The following is a 17260-nucleotide window of genomic DNA, read 5'->3' on the forward strand; positions in this document are numbered from 1 at the left end:
CATGCGCGTTCACGCCGTCGGCAACGTCTGCATCGATACGACATTCCGTCTCGACCGTCTTCCCGAGGCGGGCGAGACGGTGAATGCGAGCGGTCATGCGGACGGCATCGGCGGCAAGGGTGCAAACCAGGCCGTCGCCGCCGCACGCACCGGCTCCGCCGTTACCCTCTGGGCTGCTGTCGGTGAGGATGCAGATGGTGCTCGCATTCGCCAGACCCTCTCCGCCGATCTGGATCTCTCCGGCCTTGTTGCGCTCGCCTTTCCCACGGATCGTTCCGCCATCGCGGTGGACGCATGCGGCGAGAACCTGATCATCAGCGGCGTTTCCTGCGCGCGGGGCTTCGATCCGCTCCGGTACACGGACCTGCTTCAGGCCATCGCGCCCGGCGATATCGTCGTCATGCAGGGCAACCTGACAGTCGAGGTCACAAGCGCCTGCCTGCAGGCGGCAAAGGCAAGGGGGGCCAGCACCGTGCTCAATGCAAGCCCGTTGGCAAGGGACGTTGCTTTCGATCTGAATTGCGTCGATTTCGTTGTCGTCAACGAGGGCGAGGCGCTGGCGATGACAGGCTGTGCCGTGCCGCAGGAGGCCGCCGGCGCATTGATCGCCCACGGTGCGGGGGCCGCTATCGTCACGCTTGGCGCACGGGGCTGCGTTCTGCTCGAAAAAGGCATACCGGCCGTCTTTATCGCGGCGCCCGGTGTATTCCCCGTCGATACCAGCGGCGCGGGCGACGTGCTGTGCGGCGTCTTTGCCGGCTGTCTGGCACAGGCGATGGCGCCCGGGGCGGCCCTGCGGATAGCCGTTGAAGCCGCAGCGATCGCAGTCACCCGGCCGGGAACGCTTGCCTCCTGCCCGACGGCGGCGGAACTATCAATTCTCATGAAGAAATCGGAAACGGAACAGCCATGACGCAGACAGCAAAACCAATCGGATCCAGCGCGGGCGATGCGATGTTCTCCCTCTTTGGCCGCAGCAAGGTTGTGATCGGCGTGGTTCACCTGCCGCCCCTGCCCGGTGCGCCGCGCTATCAGGGAGAGGCGATAGAGGATATCTACAGCCAGGGCCTGGACGATGCGCGCGCCTATCTCGAGGGTGGATGCGACAGTGTGATCATCGAGAACCATGGGGACATCCCCTTTTCGAAACCCGATGACATCGGACCGGAGACGTCCGCCTACATGTCGGTCATCTCGGACCGCATTCGGCGGGAGCTCGGCCGGCCGATCGGCATCAACGTTCTCGCCAATGCCGCCATTCCGGCGCTCGCCATCGCAAGTGCTGCCGGCGCGGGCTTCGTGCGTGTCAACCAATGGGCCAATGCCTACGTCGCCAACGAAGGCTTTATCGAAGGCGAGGCGGCACGGGCCATGCGCTACCGGGCAAAGCTGAGACAGCACGGCATCAAGATTTTCGCCGACGCCCACGTCAAGCACGGTGCGCATGCGATCGTCGCCGACAGGCCGGTGGAGGAACAGGTCAAGGATCTCGTCTTCTTCGACGCCGATGCCGTGATTGCCACCGGCCAGCGCACCGGCCATGCCGCGGATCTTGGTTACATCCGCATGATCAAGGAGGCGGCGGGCCTGCCGACGCTGGTCGGCAGCGGCGTGACGCCGGACAACGCGCGCGCCATCCTCGATATCGTCGACGGCGTCATCGTCGCGAGTTCCCTGAAATATGACGGCGTCTGGTGGAACCGCGTCGAGAAGGCTCGTGTGACGGCCTTCATCGCCGGGCTGAAGGCATGAGCGGACGCGCGCGCATCAACGGCGAACGGCTTTTGAAGCGGCTCGATGATTTTGCGTCGATCGGCGCGACGGCGGCCGGCGGTGTCAATCGGCAGGCATTGACACCCTGCGACCGCGACGCCCGGGCGCTTCTTGCCCGGCTCGCCATGGAGCGCGGCTTCGGCGTGTTTCAGGATCCGTTGGCCAATCTCTTCATCCGGCGGGAAGGGCGGGATGGCCACGCGCCGCCTTTTCTGATCGGCAGTCATCTCGACAGCCAGCCGACCGGCGGCCGCTTCGACGGCGCTCTTGGCACGCTGGCGGCTTTTGAGGTTCTGGAGGCTCTGGAGGATGCCGGCGCCGAGACGGATGCGCCGATCGAGGTCGTTGCCTGGACGAACGAGGAAGGCTGCCGTTTTGCTCCAGGTGCGATGGGTTCCATGGCCTTCTCGCTCGGTCGCATGCCGGATGGCTGGCAAGAGATCAAGGGCACCGACGGAGTCTTGCTGAGTGATGCGCTGAATGCCACGCTGGAAGCCCTGCCGGCGGCCCGCAGCCGGCCGCTCGGGTTTCCGGTTCTCGGTTATCTCGAACTGCATATCGAGCAGGGCCCGTCGCTGGAGAAGGAGAATCTCGCGATCGGTGTCGTCACCGGCATTCAGGGGACCCGCTGGCTGGAAATCACCGTGACCGGACAGGCGGCGCATGCGGGCACCACGGAATTTGCCTTTCGCCGCGACCCCATGGTCGCCGTCAGCCGGGCGCTCAACGCGCTGTATGACACCATCATGCCCGACGATCCGAACGCGCGGTTTACCGTCGGCCGCCTCATGGTGCATCCCGGTTCCGTCAATTCCATTCCGGGCTCGGTCTTTCTCAGCATCGATATCCGCCACCCGGATTCCGCCCGGCTTGATGAGATCGAGGCACGGGTTCGGACGCTTTTTACCGACGCCGCTCCATCCACAGGCTGCACGCTCGATATCCGCAAGACCTTCGATATGAGCCCCGCCACCTTCTCCTCTATCTGCATCGATGGCGTGGCAACGGCCGCGCAGCAACTGCGGCTGCCCTTCAAGCAGATGGTGTCCGGTGCGTTTCACGACGCGCTATACGTGTCCCGCGTGGCGCCGGCCGCGATGATCTTCGTGTCGTGCAGGGACGGATTGAGCCACAATGAAGCCGAGCACGTCGAACCCGAACACGCGGTCGCGGGAGCGCGGGTGCTGCTGGAATCCACAAGGGTGAATTTGGCCAATCTGACCGCGCGTCTCTGATAGCCCTGTATGACGAGGGCGATGTCGGAAGCGTTCTTGCCGGTCGTATAGGCAAATTGCTGCCGGGGGATAATCGCATGTCTGGCGAGGACGTCGGTCCAAGCCTTTGAACGAGCGCTTGCAAAGTCGCCATAAATCCGTCGGACGTTAGACTCTCCGATCTTGGCGATCTCTTCGAATAGTCCATCTGCGATTTTAGCAGAAGCATTGTCGGCATCGATAAGCCTGGCTAGGCGGGGAGGCCGGATGTCAGATGGCATCGTCGGAATCCTCGCGGGGGTCTACAGCCGCGGCTTGTCGATAATTTTCCGCCGCGACGACTCGCTTGCGAAGGCCGGGACTCGTGAAAGATAGTTCAGGATGATGCTGACCTTGCCGAACGCTATAATGAACAGCGGATATCGGTAGACTTGATCCTGCTTGAGACACCCCAAGCACAGATGTCCGCGATCAAAGCAGGGAGAGAACATGACGAAGGCCTGCATGGTTCGAGCCGAAAGAAATGGCCGCCTGCATGATGCCTTCAAGGAATCCTCCGTTGTCGCTGCGGCCGGCGCGAGCTCGGCTGCTTTCCGCATGCGCAGCCATCGGTGAGCGATGCGTGTGTTCGATATCGGCTTGTTTTCAAAGTCATGTTTCCGCAAGGCGATTGCAGTGGCCGTTGAGTTTCGAGCGCAACTCCGTGTTCCGACATTCCTACATGCGGGCGTTGCACTCCGCGCTGGGCCATGCCAGAAAACGGCAGTTATGGAATATGGCTTGAGTCGGAGGTTCCACTGAGTTTAACCCTGACCAAGGTCGAAGATCTCGCTCCAGATCAAGGCTCTCTCGCGGCGGCGCGCAAGCTTCTGAAACCCTCGGGCTGGCCGACTGTCGCGCAGGACGGGTCAGGCCTCATCTGGGGCGAATGCCAGGGGTCCGGCGCCACTCCCTACAGGATCTCTGTCACGGAACTCGACGCGGGCTACAAATGCAGCTGCCCCAGCCGCAAGTTCCCCTGCAAGCACGCGCTGGCGCTCATGTGGATGCGCGCTGAGGGCAAGGTCGAATTTACGACCGCCGTGGCACCGGGCTGGGTGACAGAATGGTTGTCGCGCCGCCGCGGACCTTCCACGAGCACCTCCCCGACCAGTGCCGACAAGCCCAGGGCGGCTATTGCAGCGGTCGAGGAATCCGAGGAGGCCGTCGATGCGAAGACGGAAGCCCGCGCCATCGCCGTCCGTGAACGCAACCGACTGGAACGCGAGGCATCCATTGCCAACGGCCTCGATGACCTGGATACTTGGCTTGTGGACCAGATGGAGGCGGGGATTGCGGCCTTCCCGGCCAAGGCATCCGCGGCATGCCGGGTGATGGCGCAACGCCTGTTCGATGCCAAGGCGTCGGGCCTGGCGCTGAGGGTTGATACCTTGCCGGCGCGGCTCTTTACCTTCGCCGAATCCATACGGCCTATGGTTGCCATCCAGGAACTGGGTGCGCTTCACCTCCTGGCCGACGCCTATCGCCGGCAGGAGAACCTGCCCGAGCCCTTGCGCAACGACATTCGGCAGACGATCGGCTGGAATGTCACGCGAGAAGCATTGCTCGCCGATGAACAGGCGCCACGCGTTTCTGGCAGCTGGCGGGTCTGGGCGGCGCGCAGCGAAGTCCAGCCGGACAAGCTGCGGCGGATCGAGACATGGCTCCACGGCAGCGACCGGCACGCGGTACTCATCGACTATGTCCCGGTTTCGACCGGTGCATCCTCAAGCGGTTACAGCGTCGGCGATACCTTCGATGCTGAACTGGTTTTCTATCCGTCGAGCGTGCCACTTCGCGCGCTGATCGTCAGACAGATAACCGGAACCGACGCATCCGATGCGCCGCTTGCGCTCCCGAGCCACGATCTCGCTACGGCGTATGGGCTTTACGAGGAGGCATTGATCGAAAAACCCTGGCTCGGGGAGTTTCCCCTGATGTTTCGCGGTGCGCGGCTCAGGCGCTCGGGTGAGACTGTCTACCTCAATGATAGCGGCATCAGCCTTCCGGTGGCGAAATCGCAATCCGCGGCGAGCTGGCCGCTTCTGCAGTTCGAGGCGATCGACGGTGCCAGTCTCTGGGATGGCAGCGAACTGACGCTCTGCTGGTCGGAAACGGCGCTTGGGCGGTGGACTGCATGACTGCTCGCAGCGTGAAGAACGCGATCCTGCCAAAGCTTCTCACCGGCAGCCGGGATGGTCTGCCGCTCGACGCGATCGGCGCGACCGATCCCCTGCAGGCGCTGGCCCTTGCAGGCCAGTCGCTGCGCTTCGACCGTCCCGCGCAGCCCTCGCAGTTTCAGATCGATGATCCCATCCTCGAAACTGCCGAGATCATGACGGATAAAGCGCGGAAACTCCTGCTCCGGCTGCTTTCGGGCAAGAACCAGGCGTCGGCTCAGCTATCCCGCGCAATCGTTCGAAAGCTTGGCGAAAGGAAGCTCCGGTTGCATCCTTTCGACCTGCCGAAGCTCGAATCTTTCGTGAAGGCGAATGCGGAAAGCCTGGGGGAGGAAGCGCTCGCCTTTTCCGAGCGCGAGACGCCGGTTGCGCAGAAGCAGAGCTATTTTGCACCCGATCGCCTGAACGACGAGAACTGGATGCTTGCAACGCCCGCCGTAAAGGCCAGTTATATCGGTGGCCGCAGGTCATCCGATCCTGCTGCAGCGCGTGCTCTGGTCGAGGCGGTCTGGTCGTCGGAGAATGCAGACAACCGTGTGCGATTGCTCGGCGCCTTGCGGGAACATTTGTCCGAAGCGGATGCGCCGTTTGTGGTGGGTCTCGAAAGGGATCGTGCTCCGCGCGTTCGCGAACTGGCCCAGAAGCTGCTCTTGCGGCTGCCGGGATTCAAGGGCGACAACCCGGCGCTACGCAGTGCTCTTGAGCGCATCAAGGTCGGCAAAGCCGGGCTCGTCTTCAAGAAGACGGTACTTACCCTCGAACTGCCGGTAACGGTGAAGGACCAGGGGACGATTGTCTGGCTCAGCGAAACTTTCAGCTCGGTGGGCTTGCAAGACCTCGCCGATGCTTTGTCGATGTCGGTCGAGGCCATGGTGACCGCTGCCGAGGGACAGAGCGCTCTTCTGGTTGCCCTGCTCTTCATGGCCACGCAGGACAAGCGGCTGGATGTCGTGAAGACGATCACCGATCGCCATCTCCTCGATAGCTGGGAAGCCCTTTCCCAGCTCGATTCCGAGATTCTCGCGGATTACAGCTCCGATATGCGCCAGCTCTGGGTCGAATATGTTTTCCGTCCGAACCGCTGGACTGGCGATACGTCGGCATGGATGATCCATCGCACGGCGCAGTGGCTGGGCGGCGAGGCGACGGTCGGTCTCTTCAACGGCATTCTGAAATCCACACCTTGGCAGTGGCGCCTCAAGGACCCGGCGCGCATCGACGCGGATGTCGCGGACAGCATGGCCATCCTGTGTCCGGCATCCTTGCGTGCGACGCTGCGATCCGAGCTTGCCGCTCTGGAGCCTGCCAAGAGCGGCAACGCAACCCTTTTTCTCGATCTTATGAATAGTCTGGAGCCAGTTCATGCCTGAAGCACAACTTCGCCGCCCTGCCGAAGAGATCTATGCCGGCGAGCTGGCGGCAATGGCCAAGGGTGACGACCGTGAGAGGCCGGCAAATTGGAAACTCTCGCCGCAGGCGGTCGTCACCTACCTTCTCGGTGGCAACGCATCCGACGGCACGCCGATCTCGGCGAAATATGTTGGCAACCGGAGGCTGATCGAAACGGCGGTTGCGACGCTTGCGACCGACCGCGCGCTCATGCTGCTTGGCCTGCCGGGCACCGCGAAGTCCTGGGTTTCCGAACATCTCGCCGCGGCAATTTCCGGCTCTTCCCAGCGCTTGATTCAGTGCACGGCCGGCACCGACGAGAACCAGATCCGCTACGGCTGGAACTATGCCTTGCTGCTTGCCAAGGGGCCGTCTCGGGAAGCACTCGTCAAGACGCCGCTGGTGCGCGCCATGGAGGAGGGCACGCTGCTTAGACTCGAGGAGCTGACCCGTATGGGATCCGACGTGCAGGACACGCTGATCACTGTGCTTTCGGAAAAGACGCTGCCGGTGCCGGAACTCGATATCGCAATCGACGCCACGCGCGGTTTCAATATTATCGCAACCGCCAACAACCGCGATAAGGGTGTGAACGAGCTTTCGTCAGCGCTCAAGCGGCGGTTTAATGTCGTGGTTTTGCCGTCTCCTGCAACGCTTGAGGAGGAAACCCGGATCGTCGTGAAACGGGTCGGCGAGATCGGTGGCAATCTCAGCCTGCCGCCGATCCAGCCCGCCGAAAAGGAGCTTGCCCGCGTCGTCATGCTGTTCCGGGAAATTCGCGACGGAAAGACACTGAACGGCAAGACCAAACTGAAGACCTCGACGGGAACTCTCTCGACCGCAGAAGCAATTTCGGTCGGTGTTTCGGCCTGGGCGGAAGCCGCGCATTTTGGGGACGGTCGGATCGATGCGAATGCGATGGCGGCGAATATCGTCGGTGCCGTCGTCAAGGATCCTGTGCAGGATAGCGTTGCCTTGTCCGAATATCTCGAAACGGTCGTCCGGACGCGCGATGGGTGGGGCGATCTCTACGAGGCCATCCGCGAGGTGATCTGAACCATGAAACGGAAGCCGCATCTCTTTGGCATCCGGCACCATGGGCCGGGCTCGGCGGCGCTGCTCAAAGGTGCGCTCGACGTGCTCGATCCGGCTTGTGTGCTGATCGAGGGATCGCCGGAAGGTGATGCTCTGATCCGGCATGCCGCACTGCCCGGGATGAAGCCACCGCTTGCCATGTTGTTCTATGCCGCCGACGAGGCGGCGAACGCTGTTTTCGCGCCATTCGCGGAATTTTCTCCGGAATGGGTTGCCATGCAATGGGCGCTCGCGCATGGCCGTCCAGTGCGCTTCATTGACTGGCCCGCCGCCGTGTCGCTCGCCCTTGGAAAGGCTGCACGCGAAGATGATATGCAGCCCAAGAATGCTGAAGACGAGGAAGGCACGCAAACTACTATCCCCGCCCCGTCTCGTCTCGATCCGCTCGACCTGCTTGCGGAAGCTGCAGGATATGGCGATGGCGAGACCTTCTGGAACGGGCTGATCGAGCAGGGCGGCGGCGGCCAGTCACCGCTCGAGATCTTTGCCGCCATCGAAGCTGCCATGACGGAAGCCCGCCAACATCAGGCCGACGCCGGAGGTATGAGCGAAAGCGAACAACTGCGCGAAGAACGACGCGAGGCTTTCATGCGCGGACATATCAGAGATGCGCTAAAACAGCATGATGGCGAAGTCGCGGTGGTGGTTGGCGCCTGGCATGTCGGCGGACTGCGCGCCGAGACGACGGTTGCCGAGGACCGCAGCATCGTCAAGGACCTGCCGAAGATCAAGGTGGAGGCGACCTGGGCGCCGTGGAGCGACGGACGGCTAAGCTATGCGTCCGGTTATGGTGCGGGTGTCATTTCTCCGGGCTGGTATCGGCATCTCTGGAGCCTTTATTCCGGCGCTGGCCAGCAAGGACCGGAAGCCTTCGCCGCCCTGTGGCAGGCGCGCACCGCCGCCCTGTTGCGGCAGGAAGGATTTTCGGCCTCCACGGCTTCCGCGATCGAAGCCGCGCGCCTTGCGCTCGGGCTTGCGAGCATGAGAGACCTCAGCGTCCCCGGCCTTGCGGAAATGCGCGATGCCACGCTTTCCGCCCTCTGCCACGGCGACGCTGCCCAGCTCGCGCTGGTCGAACGCAAGCTCTATATCGGCAACCGGATCGGCGAGATTGATGATTCCGTTCCGCAAATGCCGCTGGCGCGGGATTTCGAACTGTGGTGCCGCAGGGCCCGCATAAAACCCGAGGAGGCGGACAGCCAGATCAAGCTCGATCTCCGCAGCGACGCGGGCCTGTTGAAATCGACCTTTCTCCATCGGCTCAACCTGATTGACATCCATTGGGGCCGCCTGATCGATGCGGAGGCGGCGCGCGGGACCTATCGCGAGATCTGGAATCTCTCCTGGTCTCCGGAGATGTCCGTCGGCCTTGCCGAAGCGCTTGTCTGGGGTTTGACGATCGAGCAGGCCGCAGCCGTGGCGACGATCGAGCGCGGCCGCAATGCGAACGGCATCGCGCAGCTTTCGCAACTCGTGCATGGCGCGCTTGTTGCCGATCTTCCCGAGGCCGCAAGCACCTGCATCGATTTTCTGCAGGCCGCCGCGGTGCAGACCAATGACATCACCGATCTGATGAAAGCGGTGGTGCCGCTTGTGCGCATTGTCCGCTACGGCACCGCCCGTAAATTGCCGGAGCCCGAGCTTCGCGCGCTGATCGTTGCGCTCAGTTCTGAAATCAATGCCGGTGTCCGGATCGGCTCCCGTCAGCTGGACGACGATGCGACCGCGGCGCGCGTGATCGCGATGCGGGCCTATGACGAGGCACTCGGTGTTCTAAGGGATGCCGCGCTGCTCGACGAATGGCGGCGCCAACTCGCGCTCATGGTCGATGACGCGCATGTCGTCGCGCCGGTCGTGGGGCTCAGCCTTCGACGGCTTCATGATCTCGGCCTTTGGAGCGAGCAGCAGGTATCGGCCGCCTTTTCGCGGCAGATCGTCGGGGAAACGCCTGCCCGAGCCGGCGGCTTCGTTGAAGCGTTCATCGCCGGGTCTGCCGAGGTCCTCATCCAGGACGAGACGCTGCTTTTCCTGATCGACGAATGGCTTTGCGGATTGGACGAAGAGGTCTTCGTCGAAAGCCTGCCGCTGTTTCGGCGTGCCCTTGCCGGCTTCGATTCGATCGGTCGCAAGCGGGTCATGGAACGCATCGCGGGCGGGCGAAGACAGGCATCGGCCGCCCGTATCGATGAGACGGAGGACAATCCTGCCTTCGAACGCGCGCTGCCCTTGCTGCGGCAAATCCTGGGAATGGACGCATGACATCGGAACGTATCCGCCGTTGGAAGCTGGCACTTGGCGATGACGACATGGACGGTCTCGGTGAACGTGACCAGCGGCTGAGCCGCGCACTGTCGGCTCTCTATGAATCGGAAGGCAGCAAGGGGCGCGGCGGGCTTGGTGCCTCCTCGCCGAAGGTTTCGCGCTGGCTAGGGGATATCCGCGAGTTCTTTCCGGCCCCCGTCGTCCAGGTCATTCAGAAGGATGCCTTCGAGCGGCTCAATCTCAAGGCGCTGATGCTAGAGCCGGAGTTTCTCTCGACGCTGGAGGCCGACGTGCATCTTGTCGCCGACCTGATTTCGCTGCGTGGCGCCATACCCGAAAAGACCATGGAAACCGCACGCATGGTGGTCAACAGGGTCGTCGAGGACATGATGAAGCGGCTCCAGTCCAAAACGGTGGAGAAGCTGACCGGTGCGCTCAACCGCTCTCAGCGCACTTGTAAGCCCCGTCATGCCGATATCGACTGGCCGCGGACCATTCGCGCCAATCTTCGCCACTACCAGAAGGAGTTCAACACCATCGTGCCGGAGACGTTGATCGGTTTTTCTCGAAAGACACGCACGCGCGCTGATCTCGACCACGTCATGCTTTGCGTCGACCAGTCCGGCTCGATGGCATCTTCGGTTGTCTATGCATCGATCTTCGCAGCCGTCATGGCATCCTTGCCCGTGCTATCAACCAAACTTGTCTGCTTCGATACCGCAATAGTCGACCTGACCGAGGATCTGGCCGATCCGGTCAAGGTTCTCTTCGGCGTGCAACTGGGCGGCGGCACCGATATCAATGCGGCGCTTGCCTATTGCGAGACGAAGATCGAGCGGCCGTCGAAAACACATCTTGTTCTCGTCACCGATCTATATGAAGGCGGGGATGCGACATCCATGCTGGCGCGCGTCGCGGCCCTTAAACAGTCCGGGGTCAACGTCATCGTCCTTCTGGCACTCTCGGACGATGGCAGGCCGAGCTATGACGTTCGCCATGCCGGCGCGATTGCCGCCATGGACTGCCCGGTCTTTGCCTGCACGCCGGACCAGTTCCCGGATCTGATGGCGGCCGCGTTGACACGGCAGGATATCGGACAATGGGCTGGCGCCAACGGCATTGAAGTTGTGCGCCATGCATAGATGTCCGTTTGTGTCTCGATACCTCTTGGACGTCAGGCCGCCTCGGAATTTGCGTGCGTATCCGGCACCAGTCTGAAGAGCGACAGCATCACGACACAGCCGCCTTCTCCTGCATGACCGTTAGCTTGGCTTCCTGATTTCCTCGAACTTCAGATCGAATCGCGCCAGATATTTGACCAGGCGATCTGCGTCGTTGCTGCTCTTTTTTTCCAATCGGGAGTTGGCGAACAAGGTCCGGCCGGCAGCGCTTGCGGTTGTGTGTTCTCTACAGGTGCGGATGACTGCGGAGAGTTGCGTTGCGTCGAAGAGGTCGAGGCGCGCGGCTGCTTCGGCGCCCAGTAATTCTTCGACCAAGGTATTGATTGCGTGATTGTCGGATGATGAGCGCCAGAAGTTATTCAACCGCCGAACCTCGTCATCGACGACGTCTGTGGTGATGCGCCCATGCGGCGCAAGCGTCGCCATGCGCGTTACCGAAGCGGACAAGTCACGGAAGTTGGCGCTCCAGGCGGCTTGCGGGCCTGTCGCAAAGGCAAGGTAGCGCTCGCGGGCCTCCTTGTTGAAGGTGACATTCTCGCCTTCGCGTTCCAGGTGGCGCCTGAGCTCGAAGTCGAGATTGGGCTCGATATCCTCCTTGCGCTCGCGCAGGCCCGGTAGCTGGAAGGTCCACAGATTCAGGCGCGCATAGAGATCTTCGCGAAATTTGCCCATGCGCACATCTTCGCCGAGGTCGCGATTGGTGCCGGCCAGCAGCTGGAAATCGGCGGAGACCTCCCGGTCGGCGCCCACGGGCAGAAAGCGCTTCTCCTCGATCGCGCGCAGGCACATGGCCTGCTCGTCGAGGCCGAGTTCGCCGATCTCGTCAAGGAACAGGACTCCCTTGTCCGCGGATTTGAGCAGTCCGGAACGCTCGCCTGCTGCGCCGGTGAACGCGCCCTTCACATGGCCGAACAAAGTGGACATGGCCTGGTCGCCGCGCAAGGTGGCGCAGTTGACCTCGATGAAGGGGCCGCTGACTTTTCGCTGGCTCTTCTTGAGTTCATAGATCTTGCGGGCAAGTTGGGATTTGCCTGCCCCCGTCGGCCCGGTCAGGAGCACGGGGGCCGTCGAGCGGATCACCACCTTCTCGATCTCATCGATCATCCGGTTGAAGGCGGCGTTGCGGGTCGAAATTCCCGACTTCAGGAAAGAGGCAGCGTCCTCGCGCTCGGAGGCGAAGCGCTTGGCAATCTCGTCATAGCGCGAGAGGTCGAGGTCGATAATACGGTGCGTGCCGGCGAAATCCTGCTCCGCCTCCCGGTCGCGGGGTGGCGAAAGCTGCAGGAGTTGGCCGGGAATGATGCGCGCCTCGGTCAACAAGAACCAGCAAATCTGCGCTACGTGCGTGCCGGTGGTGATGTTGACGAGATAGTCTTCCGTGTCTGGATCAAACGGGTAGCTGCGGGCAAAATCCCTGAGGTTTGTATAGACCTCGGAAAAATCCCACGGGTCCCGGAAATTGATGACGTTGCTGCGCACCTCCGTTGCCGGCGACACGGTCGCGATGTCGGCGGTGATCCGGTTGGCCAACGCGGTCGCGTGATTGTCGTGGATGAGTTCCAGCCGATCAATGAATAAACCGTTTTGCTGGCACAGCCCGACATTGGGTCGCCAGCGGCTCCAGCGATTGTCCCATTTCCCCATGTCGAGGGTTGTTCCCAAGATGCTGATCGCAACACGTCGTTTCATGGATTATCCAATTTTATAAAAGACGATAATTTTGGATACGATAAAGGATACGTCAAGTTTTGGCAATTTCTGGAGTATCTTTGGTCGATGATAATTTTCATAATGAATAACAGATAGATAGAGGAAAACTATGCGCGCCGAGGAGCCGTTTCGTAAAACTGGCACGCGTCTTGAAATGTATCTGGCATGAACCAACCAAGAGGTGCTGTCATGGTCAACAAGGCGATCTTCAAAACCTACCTCGGAAAACTGCTTCCGGGCACGGACACGAAAAACCACGAAGCCGCGCCGGCCTACAAGCTGATGCCGCGCGAGGCGCTGGCGCAGTATGCCGTGACCGGCACGTTCAACGGAACCTTCTATGCGGATGGGGCCGAGCAGCTGGAGGCGGTCAAGGCGCTTGCGCTTCAGGTCGAGCCGGAGTTCCTGGCCAAGGTGGCGGTTCATGCTGCCGAGAAGGGTCATATGAAACACATGCCGGTAACACTGCTGGCCATGCTTTCCGGGCTCCAGAGCGACGCGTTTGCCCGTGCGTTTCCGCGCGCGGTCAAGAGCGGCAAGATGCTGCGCGGTTTCGTCCAGGTGATGCGTTCGGGTGCGACAGGACGCAAGTCGCTCGGCACGCGGCCGAAGAAGCTGGTGCAGGCATGGCTGGAACGGGCAAGCACCGAACAGATCCTGCGCGCGATGGTCGGCAATGACCCGTCGCTCGCCGACGTGATCCGGATGGTGCATCCGAAGCCTGCATCGGAAGAACGCAAGGCGCTCTATGCCTGGGCGATCGGCAAGCCGCACGACTATGCGGCGCTGCCGGACCTCGTCAAGGCGCTGGAAGCCTTCCGGCGTGACCAGACGCTGCCCGTGCCGGCCGTGCCGTTCCAGATGCTGACCTCGCTGCCGCTGACGCGGGAACACTGGGTCGAGATCGCCGAAAAGGGCGGCTGGCAGATGGTGCGGCAGAACCTCAACACCTTCGCACGCAACGGCGTGTTCGAGGTTGAAGGGTTTGCCGAGATGCTGGCAGCGCGGCTGGCCGACCCGGACGAAGTCCGCAAGGCCAAGGTCTTCCCCTATCAGTTGATGATGGCGTGGAAGATGGTCGATGGCCAGGTTCCGGACGTGGTGCGCGATGCGCTGCAGGACGCGATGGATGTCGCGATCTCCAACGTGCCGTCGCTTGCCGGCAACGTGGTGCTGTGCCCGGACGTTTCCGGCTCCATGGGTTCGCCCGTGACCGGATACCGCAAGGGGGCAACATCCTCGGTTCGCTGCATCGATGTCGCCGGCCTGATGACCGCGGCGTTCCTGCAGCGCAACCCGAAGGCGCGGGTGCTGCCGTTCGAGAATGACGTGGTGAACGTCAAGCTCAACCGGCGGGATTCGGTGATGACCAATGCGGCCAAGCTGGCGGCGGTTGGCGGCGGTGGAACAAACTGCTCCGCGCCGTTGAGGAGGCTCGCAAACGAGAGTGCGAAGGTCGATCTCGTCGTGTTCATCTCGGACAACCAGTCCTGGATGGATGCGGGTAAGAGCGGCACGCCGACGGCCGTGATGACGGAATGGGCGCGGATCAAGAGGATCAACCCGGCTGCAAAGCTGGTCTGCCTCGATATCCAGCCCTATGCCACCACACAGGCGCCGACGCGGGACGACGTGCTCAACATCGGCGGCTTCTCGGATGCCGTCTATGGTGTGATCACATCCTTCGCGGCCAACGCGAACGGAGCAGACGGCTGGGTGAAGACCATCGAGGCGATCGAGCTCTGACGTAAAAGCAATACCCCCGCGCCGCCGTGAACGGCGCGGGGACCGTGACGAATGCCTTGGAAACTACAGTTCACACTTCCGTGTCGCGGGTTCGAGTCCCGCCGGGTCCGCCATACTATGGACCCGTAGCTCAGTCGGTAGAGCAGGAATGTTTCCAAAAATCCTCGTCGTCGCGGACGAATGACATGGCGAATGCAAAGGAAACTACATCGGCCGCGGCGGGTTCGAATCCCACAGGGGAAGTCACGTTCCCATTCTGGTAGCGGATGTTTCCTTGAAATTGGTCGCCATGACTACAAAGGCGAAAAGCCGGAAGCGATACTGGTGCTCCGCGAATGGAGTTGTGGGTTCGAAGCCTGCTCCGTCGTCGCCTCCCACCGTGGAGGACCGGCGGGAAGTGTCCGGGTGATTGTCATTCTGACGTGAATTGCAGCGGCGAATGCCGGACGGAACTACAGCCGCACCTGGATGGTCTGGCAGGTTCGACTCCTTCCCTTGGCAGCGCTCTCTGGCACGAGCGGGGCCATCCGGTTTCGTCCATCCTCGTCGCCGCTGCAAAGAACTACCCCGGCAAATGCCGGCAGGACTACAGGTAGAGCAGCCCACAGGGTTTCCGGTGTGGTGTGTCGGATGTTCAAATCATCCCGCGTTCCCGAAAGGAGCGCGTAGCTCAGATAATACTGTCCTGCCACCCTTGTTGCCGGGGGACTTGAAGGAATGGAATGCCCGGAGAATGCCGGCAGGACTACACGGAAAGAGCATCCCGTCGCTTTGCGGCGGGAAGGTCGGGTGTTCGATTCATCCCGGTTGCCGCGAGGTGAAGTGTAGCTCAGCACAACCGTCCTGCCAAAACTCGTCGCCGGGACGACGAAGAAGACCCTGGGCGAATGCCGCCGGAGACTACAGGGGCCGCTTAGCGCCATCGGTGATGGAATGCGAGCGGTGAGCTATTCCCCGGCCAACGCTCGTCGCCCGGGTGGTGTGACGAAACGAAACGGAACCAGAAGGACTGCAGACGCAGAAAAGACAATGACAGAGGTAATGAGCGGACAGGATTTGATCGATGCCGGCATGAGCCAGGGCAAGTGGTTTCGCGATGCGCTGGAAGCGGCCAACCGGGTACTGAACGACGGCGGCTCAACAGCCGATGCGCTTGCGGTCGCCCGCGGCTATCAGCCGGGGCCGACCCTGCCGCTCAAGGCGCCGAACGACATCCTGATCCACATGAACATCCGTGCCGAAGACGCCTTCGAACAGGACAATATCGAGAAGGTGAGCGCGACAATGCGCGAGCTTGCCCGCACGCCGGTCGTTCGCGCAGCCGCGATCATGCCTGACGCCTGCCCGTCCGGGCCGGTCGGCACGATCCCGGTTGGCGGCGTGGTGGCGTCGGAAGCGATCCATCCCGGCATGCATTCGGCCGATATCTGCTGCTCGATGGCGATCTCGATCTTCCCGGGCGTGGAGCCGAAGGCATTGCTCGATGCCGTGCATGCGGTGACGCATTTTGGTCCGGGAGGCCGTCCGCGTGGCGCCCAGATCAAGCCTTCCGAGGCGACCTTGGCGGCATTCCAGGCAAACCCACTTTTGAAGGAGATCATCAGCGTCGGCATCGATCACTTCGCCACGCAGGGTGACGGCAATCATTTCGCCTATGTCGGGCAGATGAAGTCGACCGGCGAGACGGCGCTCGTCACCCATCATGGATCGCGCGCTCCTGGCGCACGGCTCTATGACCGGGGCATGAAGCTCGCCAACAGGTTCCGGGAAGTGCTTTCTCCCGAAACGCACCGGGAGAATGCCTGGATTCCTGCGGAAAGCGAAGAGGGAGACATGTACTGGTCGGCGCTGCAGACGATCCGCCAGTGGACGAAGGAAAATCACTACGCCATCCATGACATGACGGCGGACAAACTGGGGGCGAAGGTGAGCGACCGTTTCTGGAACGAGCACAACTTCGTCTTCCGCAAGTCCGACGGCCTGTTCTACCACGGCAAGGGTGCGACGCCGGCCTTCGACAACTGGGCTGAAGACGCGACCGATCTGACGATCATCCCGCTCAACATGGCGGAACCGATCCTGATCGTGCGTGGCTCGAACGCGGCCCATGGCCTCGGCTTCTCTCCGCACGGCGCGGGGCGTAATTTCTCGCGGACGGCGCACATGCGCCACCTTGGCGAGGAATTCGGCGCCGATAGCCGGGGTCTCAGCCCCAACAACATCGCGGCTGTGATGGAGAGGGAAACGATGGGCCTCGACGCCCGCTTCTTCTCCGGCAACCCCGATATTTCCGAGCTGCCGAGCGCCTACAAGAACGCGGCCAATGTCCGGTCCCAGATCGAGCATTACGGCCTCGCCGAAATCGTCGACGAGGTGATCCCATACGGGACCATCATGGCGGGTGACTGGCAGAAGGATGCGCCGTGGCGCAAGAAACGCCGATAGTAATAAGAGAAGGCGGGATAATCCCCGCCTTCTCTCGGTGTGTTGCAAGTGGAAGGATAATGCGTTGGTATCGCAGTGCGCTTCTACACAACACTCTCGGAAACCAGGGCCGGTTTGATCAGCGCCTCAATTTGCCGATAGATTGCGGGACTGGAATATTGCTGCATGGCCAGCATGAACAGATGAGCTCCGTCGCAACCAAGAGCGGAAGCCAAAGCTGGCACCT

Annotated in this window: 12 protein-coding genes and 1 pseudogene; 11 read left to right on the forward strand and 2 right to left on the reverse strand. The window is 61.9% G+C overall.

What is annotated here, in order from left to right:
- Nucleotide 1: 1 nt before the first annotated feature.
- Genes J2Z75_RS06800 through J2Z75_RS06810 form a run of 3 tightly spaced genes read left to right on the forward strand, consistent with a single transcriptional unit; the run spans nucleotide 2 to nucleotide 3008 of the window.
- Nucleotides 2-913, forward strand: coding sequence for a ribokinase (locus tag J2Z75_RS06800; protein WP_209849622.1), 912 nt, complete (start codon nucleotides 2-4; stop codon nucleotides 911-913).
- Complete coding sequence (locus J2Z75_RS06805; RefSeq protein ID WP_209849624.1) at nucleotides 910-1752, forward strand: BtpA/SgcQ family protein; 843 nt, start codon at nucleotides 910-912, stop codon at nucleotides 1750-1752. The genes J2Z75_RS06800 and J2Z75_RS06805 overlap by 4 nt, the downstream gene beginning before the upstream one ends.
- Nucleotides 1749-3008, forward strand: a complete 1260-nt coding sequence (locus J2Z75_RS06810; protein ID WP_209849626.1) for a Zn-dependent hydrolase — start codon at nucleotides 1749-1751, stop codon at nucleotides 3006-3008. Before J2Z75_RS06805 ends, J2Z75_RS06810 begins: the two co-directional genes overlap by 4 nt.
- Here J2Z75_RS06810 and J2Z75_RS29665 read toward each other — a convergent pair.
- A pseudogene (locus J2Z75_RS29665) lies at nucleotides 2957-3268 on the reverse strand (NYN domain-containing protein); the annotation flags it as partial. The gene J2Z75_RS06810 and the pseudogene J2Z75_RS29665 sit on opposite strands and share 52 nt — an antisense overlap.
- Before the next feature lie 208 nt (nucleotides 3269-3476).
- Between J2Z75_RS29665 and J2Z75_RS29505 the strand changes: the two are divergent.
- From J2Z75_RS29505 to J2Z75_RS06835, 6 genes are all read left to right on the forward strand, one after another.
- Nucleotides 3477-3602, forward strand: a complete 126-nt coding sequence (locus J2Z75_RS29505) for a hypothetical protein (protein ID WP_268842047.1) — start codon at nucleotides 3477-3479, stop codon at nucleotides 3600-3602.
- Between the two features lie 134 nt (nucleotides 3603-3736).
- Nucleotides 3737-5167: an SWIM zinc finger family protein gene (locus J2Z75_RS06815; RefSeq protein ID WP_234937200.1), complete on the forward strand. Its 1431-nt coding sequence runs from the start codon at nucleotides 3737-3739 to the stop codon at nucleotides 5165-5167.
- A complete protein-coding gene (locus tag J2Z75_RS06820; protein ID WP_209849629.1) occupies nucleotides 5164-6576 on the forward strand; it encodes a DUF5691 domain-containing protein in 1413 nt (470 codons plus the stop codon). The genes J2Z75_RS06815 and J2Z75_RS06820 overlap by 4 nt, the downstream gene beginning before the upstream one ends.
- Nucleotides 6569-7651: an ATP-binding protein gene (locus tag J2Z75_RS06825; protein ID WP_209849631.1), complete on the forward strand. Its 1083-nt coding sequence runs from the start codon at nucleotides 6569-6571 to the stop codon at nucleotides 7649-7651. Before J2Z75_RS06820 ends, J2Z75_RS06825 begins: the two co-directional genes overlap by 8 nt.
- A 3-nt stretch (nucleotides 7652-7654) precedes the next feature.
- The gene (locus J2Z75_RS06830; protein ID WP_209849633.1) at nucleotides 7655-9949 is read left to right on the forward strand and encodes a DUF5682 family protein; all 2295 of its coding nucleotides are present in this window, start codon (nucleotides 7655-7657) and stop codon (nucleotides 9947-9949) included.
- The gene (locus J2Z75_RS06835; protein WP_209849636.1) at nucleotides 9946-11094 is read left to right on the forward strand and encodes a VWA domain-containing protein; all 1149 of its coding nucleotides are present in this window, start codon (nucleotides 9946-9948) and stop codon (nucleotides 11092-11094) included. Before J2Z75_RS06830 ends, J2Z75_RS06835 begins: the two co-directional genes overlap by 4 nt.
- A 120-nt stretch (nucleotides 11095-11214) precedes the next feature.
- Here J2Z75_RS06835 and rtcR read toward each other — a convergent pair whose 3' ends face one another.
- Nucleotides 11215-12822 (reverse strand): RNA repair transcriptional activator RtcR, encoded by a 1608-nt coding sequence (gene rtcR, locus J2Z75_RS06840; RefSeq protein WP_209849639.1) that lies wholly within the window; start codon nucleotides 12820-12822, stop codon nucleotides 11215-11217.
- 210 nt (nucleotides 12823-13032) lie between these two features.
- Here rtcR and J2Z75_RS06845 point away from each other — a divergent pair, with 210 nt between their 5' ends.
- Both J2Z75_RS06845 and J2Z75_RS06850 read left to right on the forward strand, forming a co-directional pair.
- Nucleotides 13033-14589, forward strand: a complete 1557-nt coding sequence (locus J2Z75_RS06845; protein WP_209850651.1) for an RNA-binding protein — start codon at nucleotides 13033-13035, stop codon at nucleotides 14587-14589.
- A gap of 1041 nt (nucleotides 14590-15630) precedes the next feature.
- Nucleotides 15631-17034: an RtcB family protein gene (locus J2Z75_RS06850; RefSeq protein WP_209850653.1), complete on the forward strand. Its 1404-nt coding sequence runs from the start codon at nucleotides 15631-15633 to the stop codon at nucleotides 17032-17034.
- Nucleotides 17035-17260 lie beyond the last annotated feature (226 nt).

The sequence above is a fragment of the Rhizobium herbae genome (assembly GCF_017873135.1).
Lineage (GTDB): Bacteria > Pseudomonadota > Alphaproteobacteria > Rhizobiales > Rhizobiaceae > Pararhizobium > Pararhizobium herbae.

Bases quoted from the DNA above. Each gene is read 5' to 3' on its own strand.
- J2Z75_RS06800 (WP_209849622.1), top strand. From the start codon at position 2: ATGCGCGTTCACGCCGTCGGCAACGTCTGCATCGATACGACATTCCGT.
- J2Z75_RS06805 (WP_209849624.1), top strand. From the start codon at position 910: ATGACGCAGACAGCAAAACCAATCGGATCCAGCGCGGGCGATGCGATG.
- J2Z75_RS06810 (WP_209849626.1), top strand. From the start codon at position 1,749: ATGAGCGGACGCGCGCGCATCAACGGCGAACGGCTTTTGAAGCGGCTC.
- J2Z75_RS29505 (WP_268842047.1), top strand. From the start codon at position 3,477: ATGACGAAGGCCTGCATGGTTCGAGCCGAAAGAAATGGCCGCCTGCAT.
- J2Z75_RS06815 (WP_234937200.1), top strand. From the start codon at position 3,737: ATGCCAGAAAACGGCAGTTATGGAATATGGCTTGAGTCGGAGGTTCCA.
- J2Z75_RS06820 (WP_209849629.1), top strand. From the start codon at position 5,164: ATGACTGCTCGCAGCGTGAAGAACGCGATCCTGCCAAAGCTTCTCACC.
- J2Z75_RS06825 (WP_209849631.1), top strand. From the start codon at position 6,569: ATGCCTGAAGCACAACTTCGCCGCCCTGCCGAAGAGATCTATGCCGGC.
- J2Z75_RS06830 (WP_209849633.1), top strand. From the start codon at position 7,655: ATGAAACGGAAGCCGCATCTCTTTGGCATCCGGCACCATGGGCCGGGC.
- J2Z75_RS06835 (WP_209849636.1), top strand. From the start codon at position 9,946: ATGACATCGGAACGTATCCGCCGTTGGAAGCTGGCACTTGGCGATGAC.
- rtcR (WP_209849639.1), bottom strand. From the start codon at position 12,822: ATGAAACGACGTGTTGCGATCAGCATCTTGGGAACAACCCTCGACATG.
- J2Z75_RS06845 (WP_209850651.1), top strand. From the start codon at position 13,033: ATGGTCAACAAGGCGATCTTCAAAACCTACCTCGGAAAACTGCTTCCG.
- J2Z75_RS06850 (WP_209850653.1), top strand. From the start codon at position 15,631: ATGAGCGGACAGGATTTGATCGATGCCGGCATGAGCCAGGGCAAGTGG.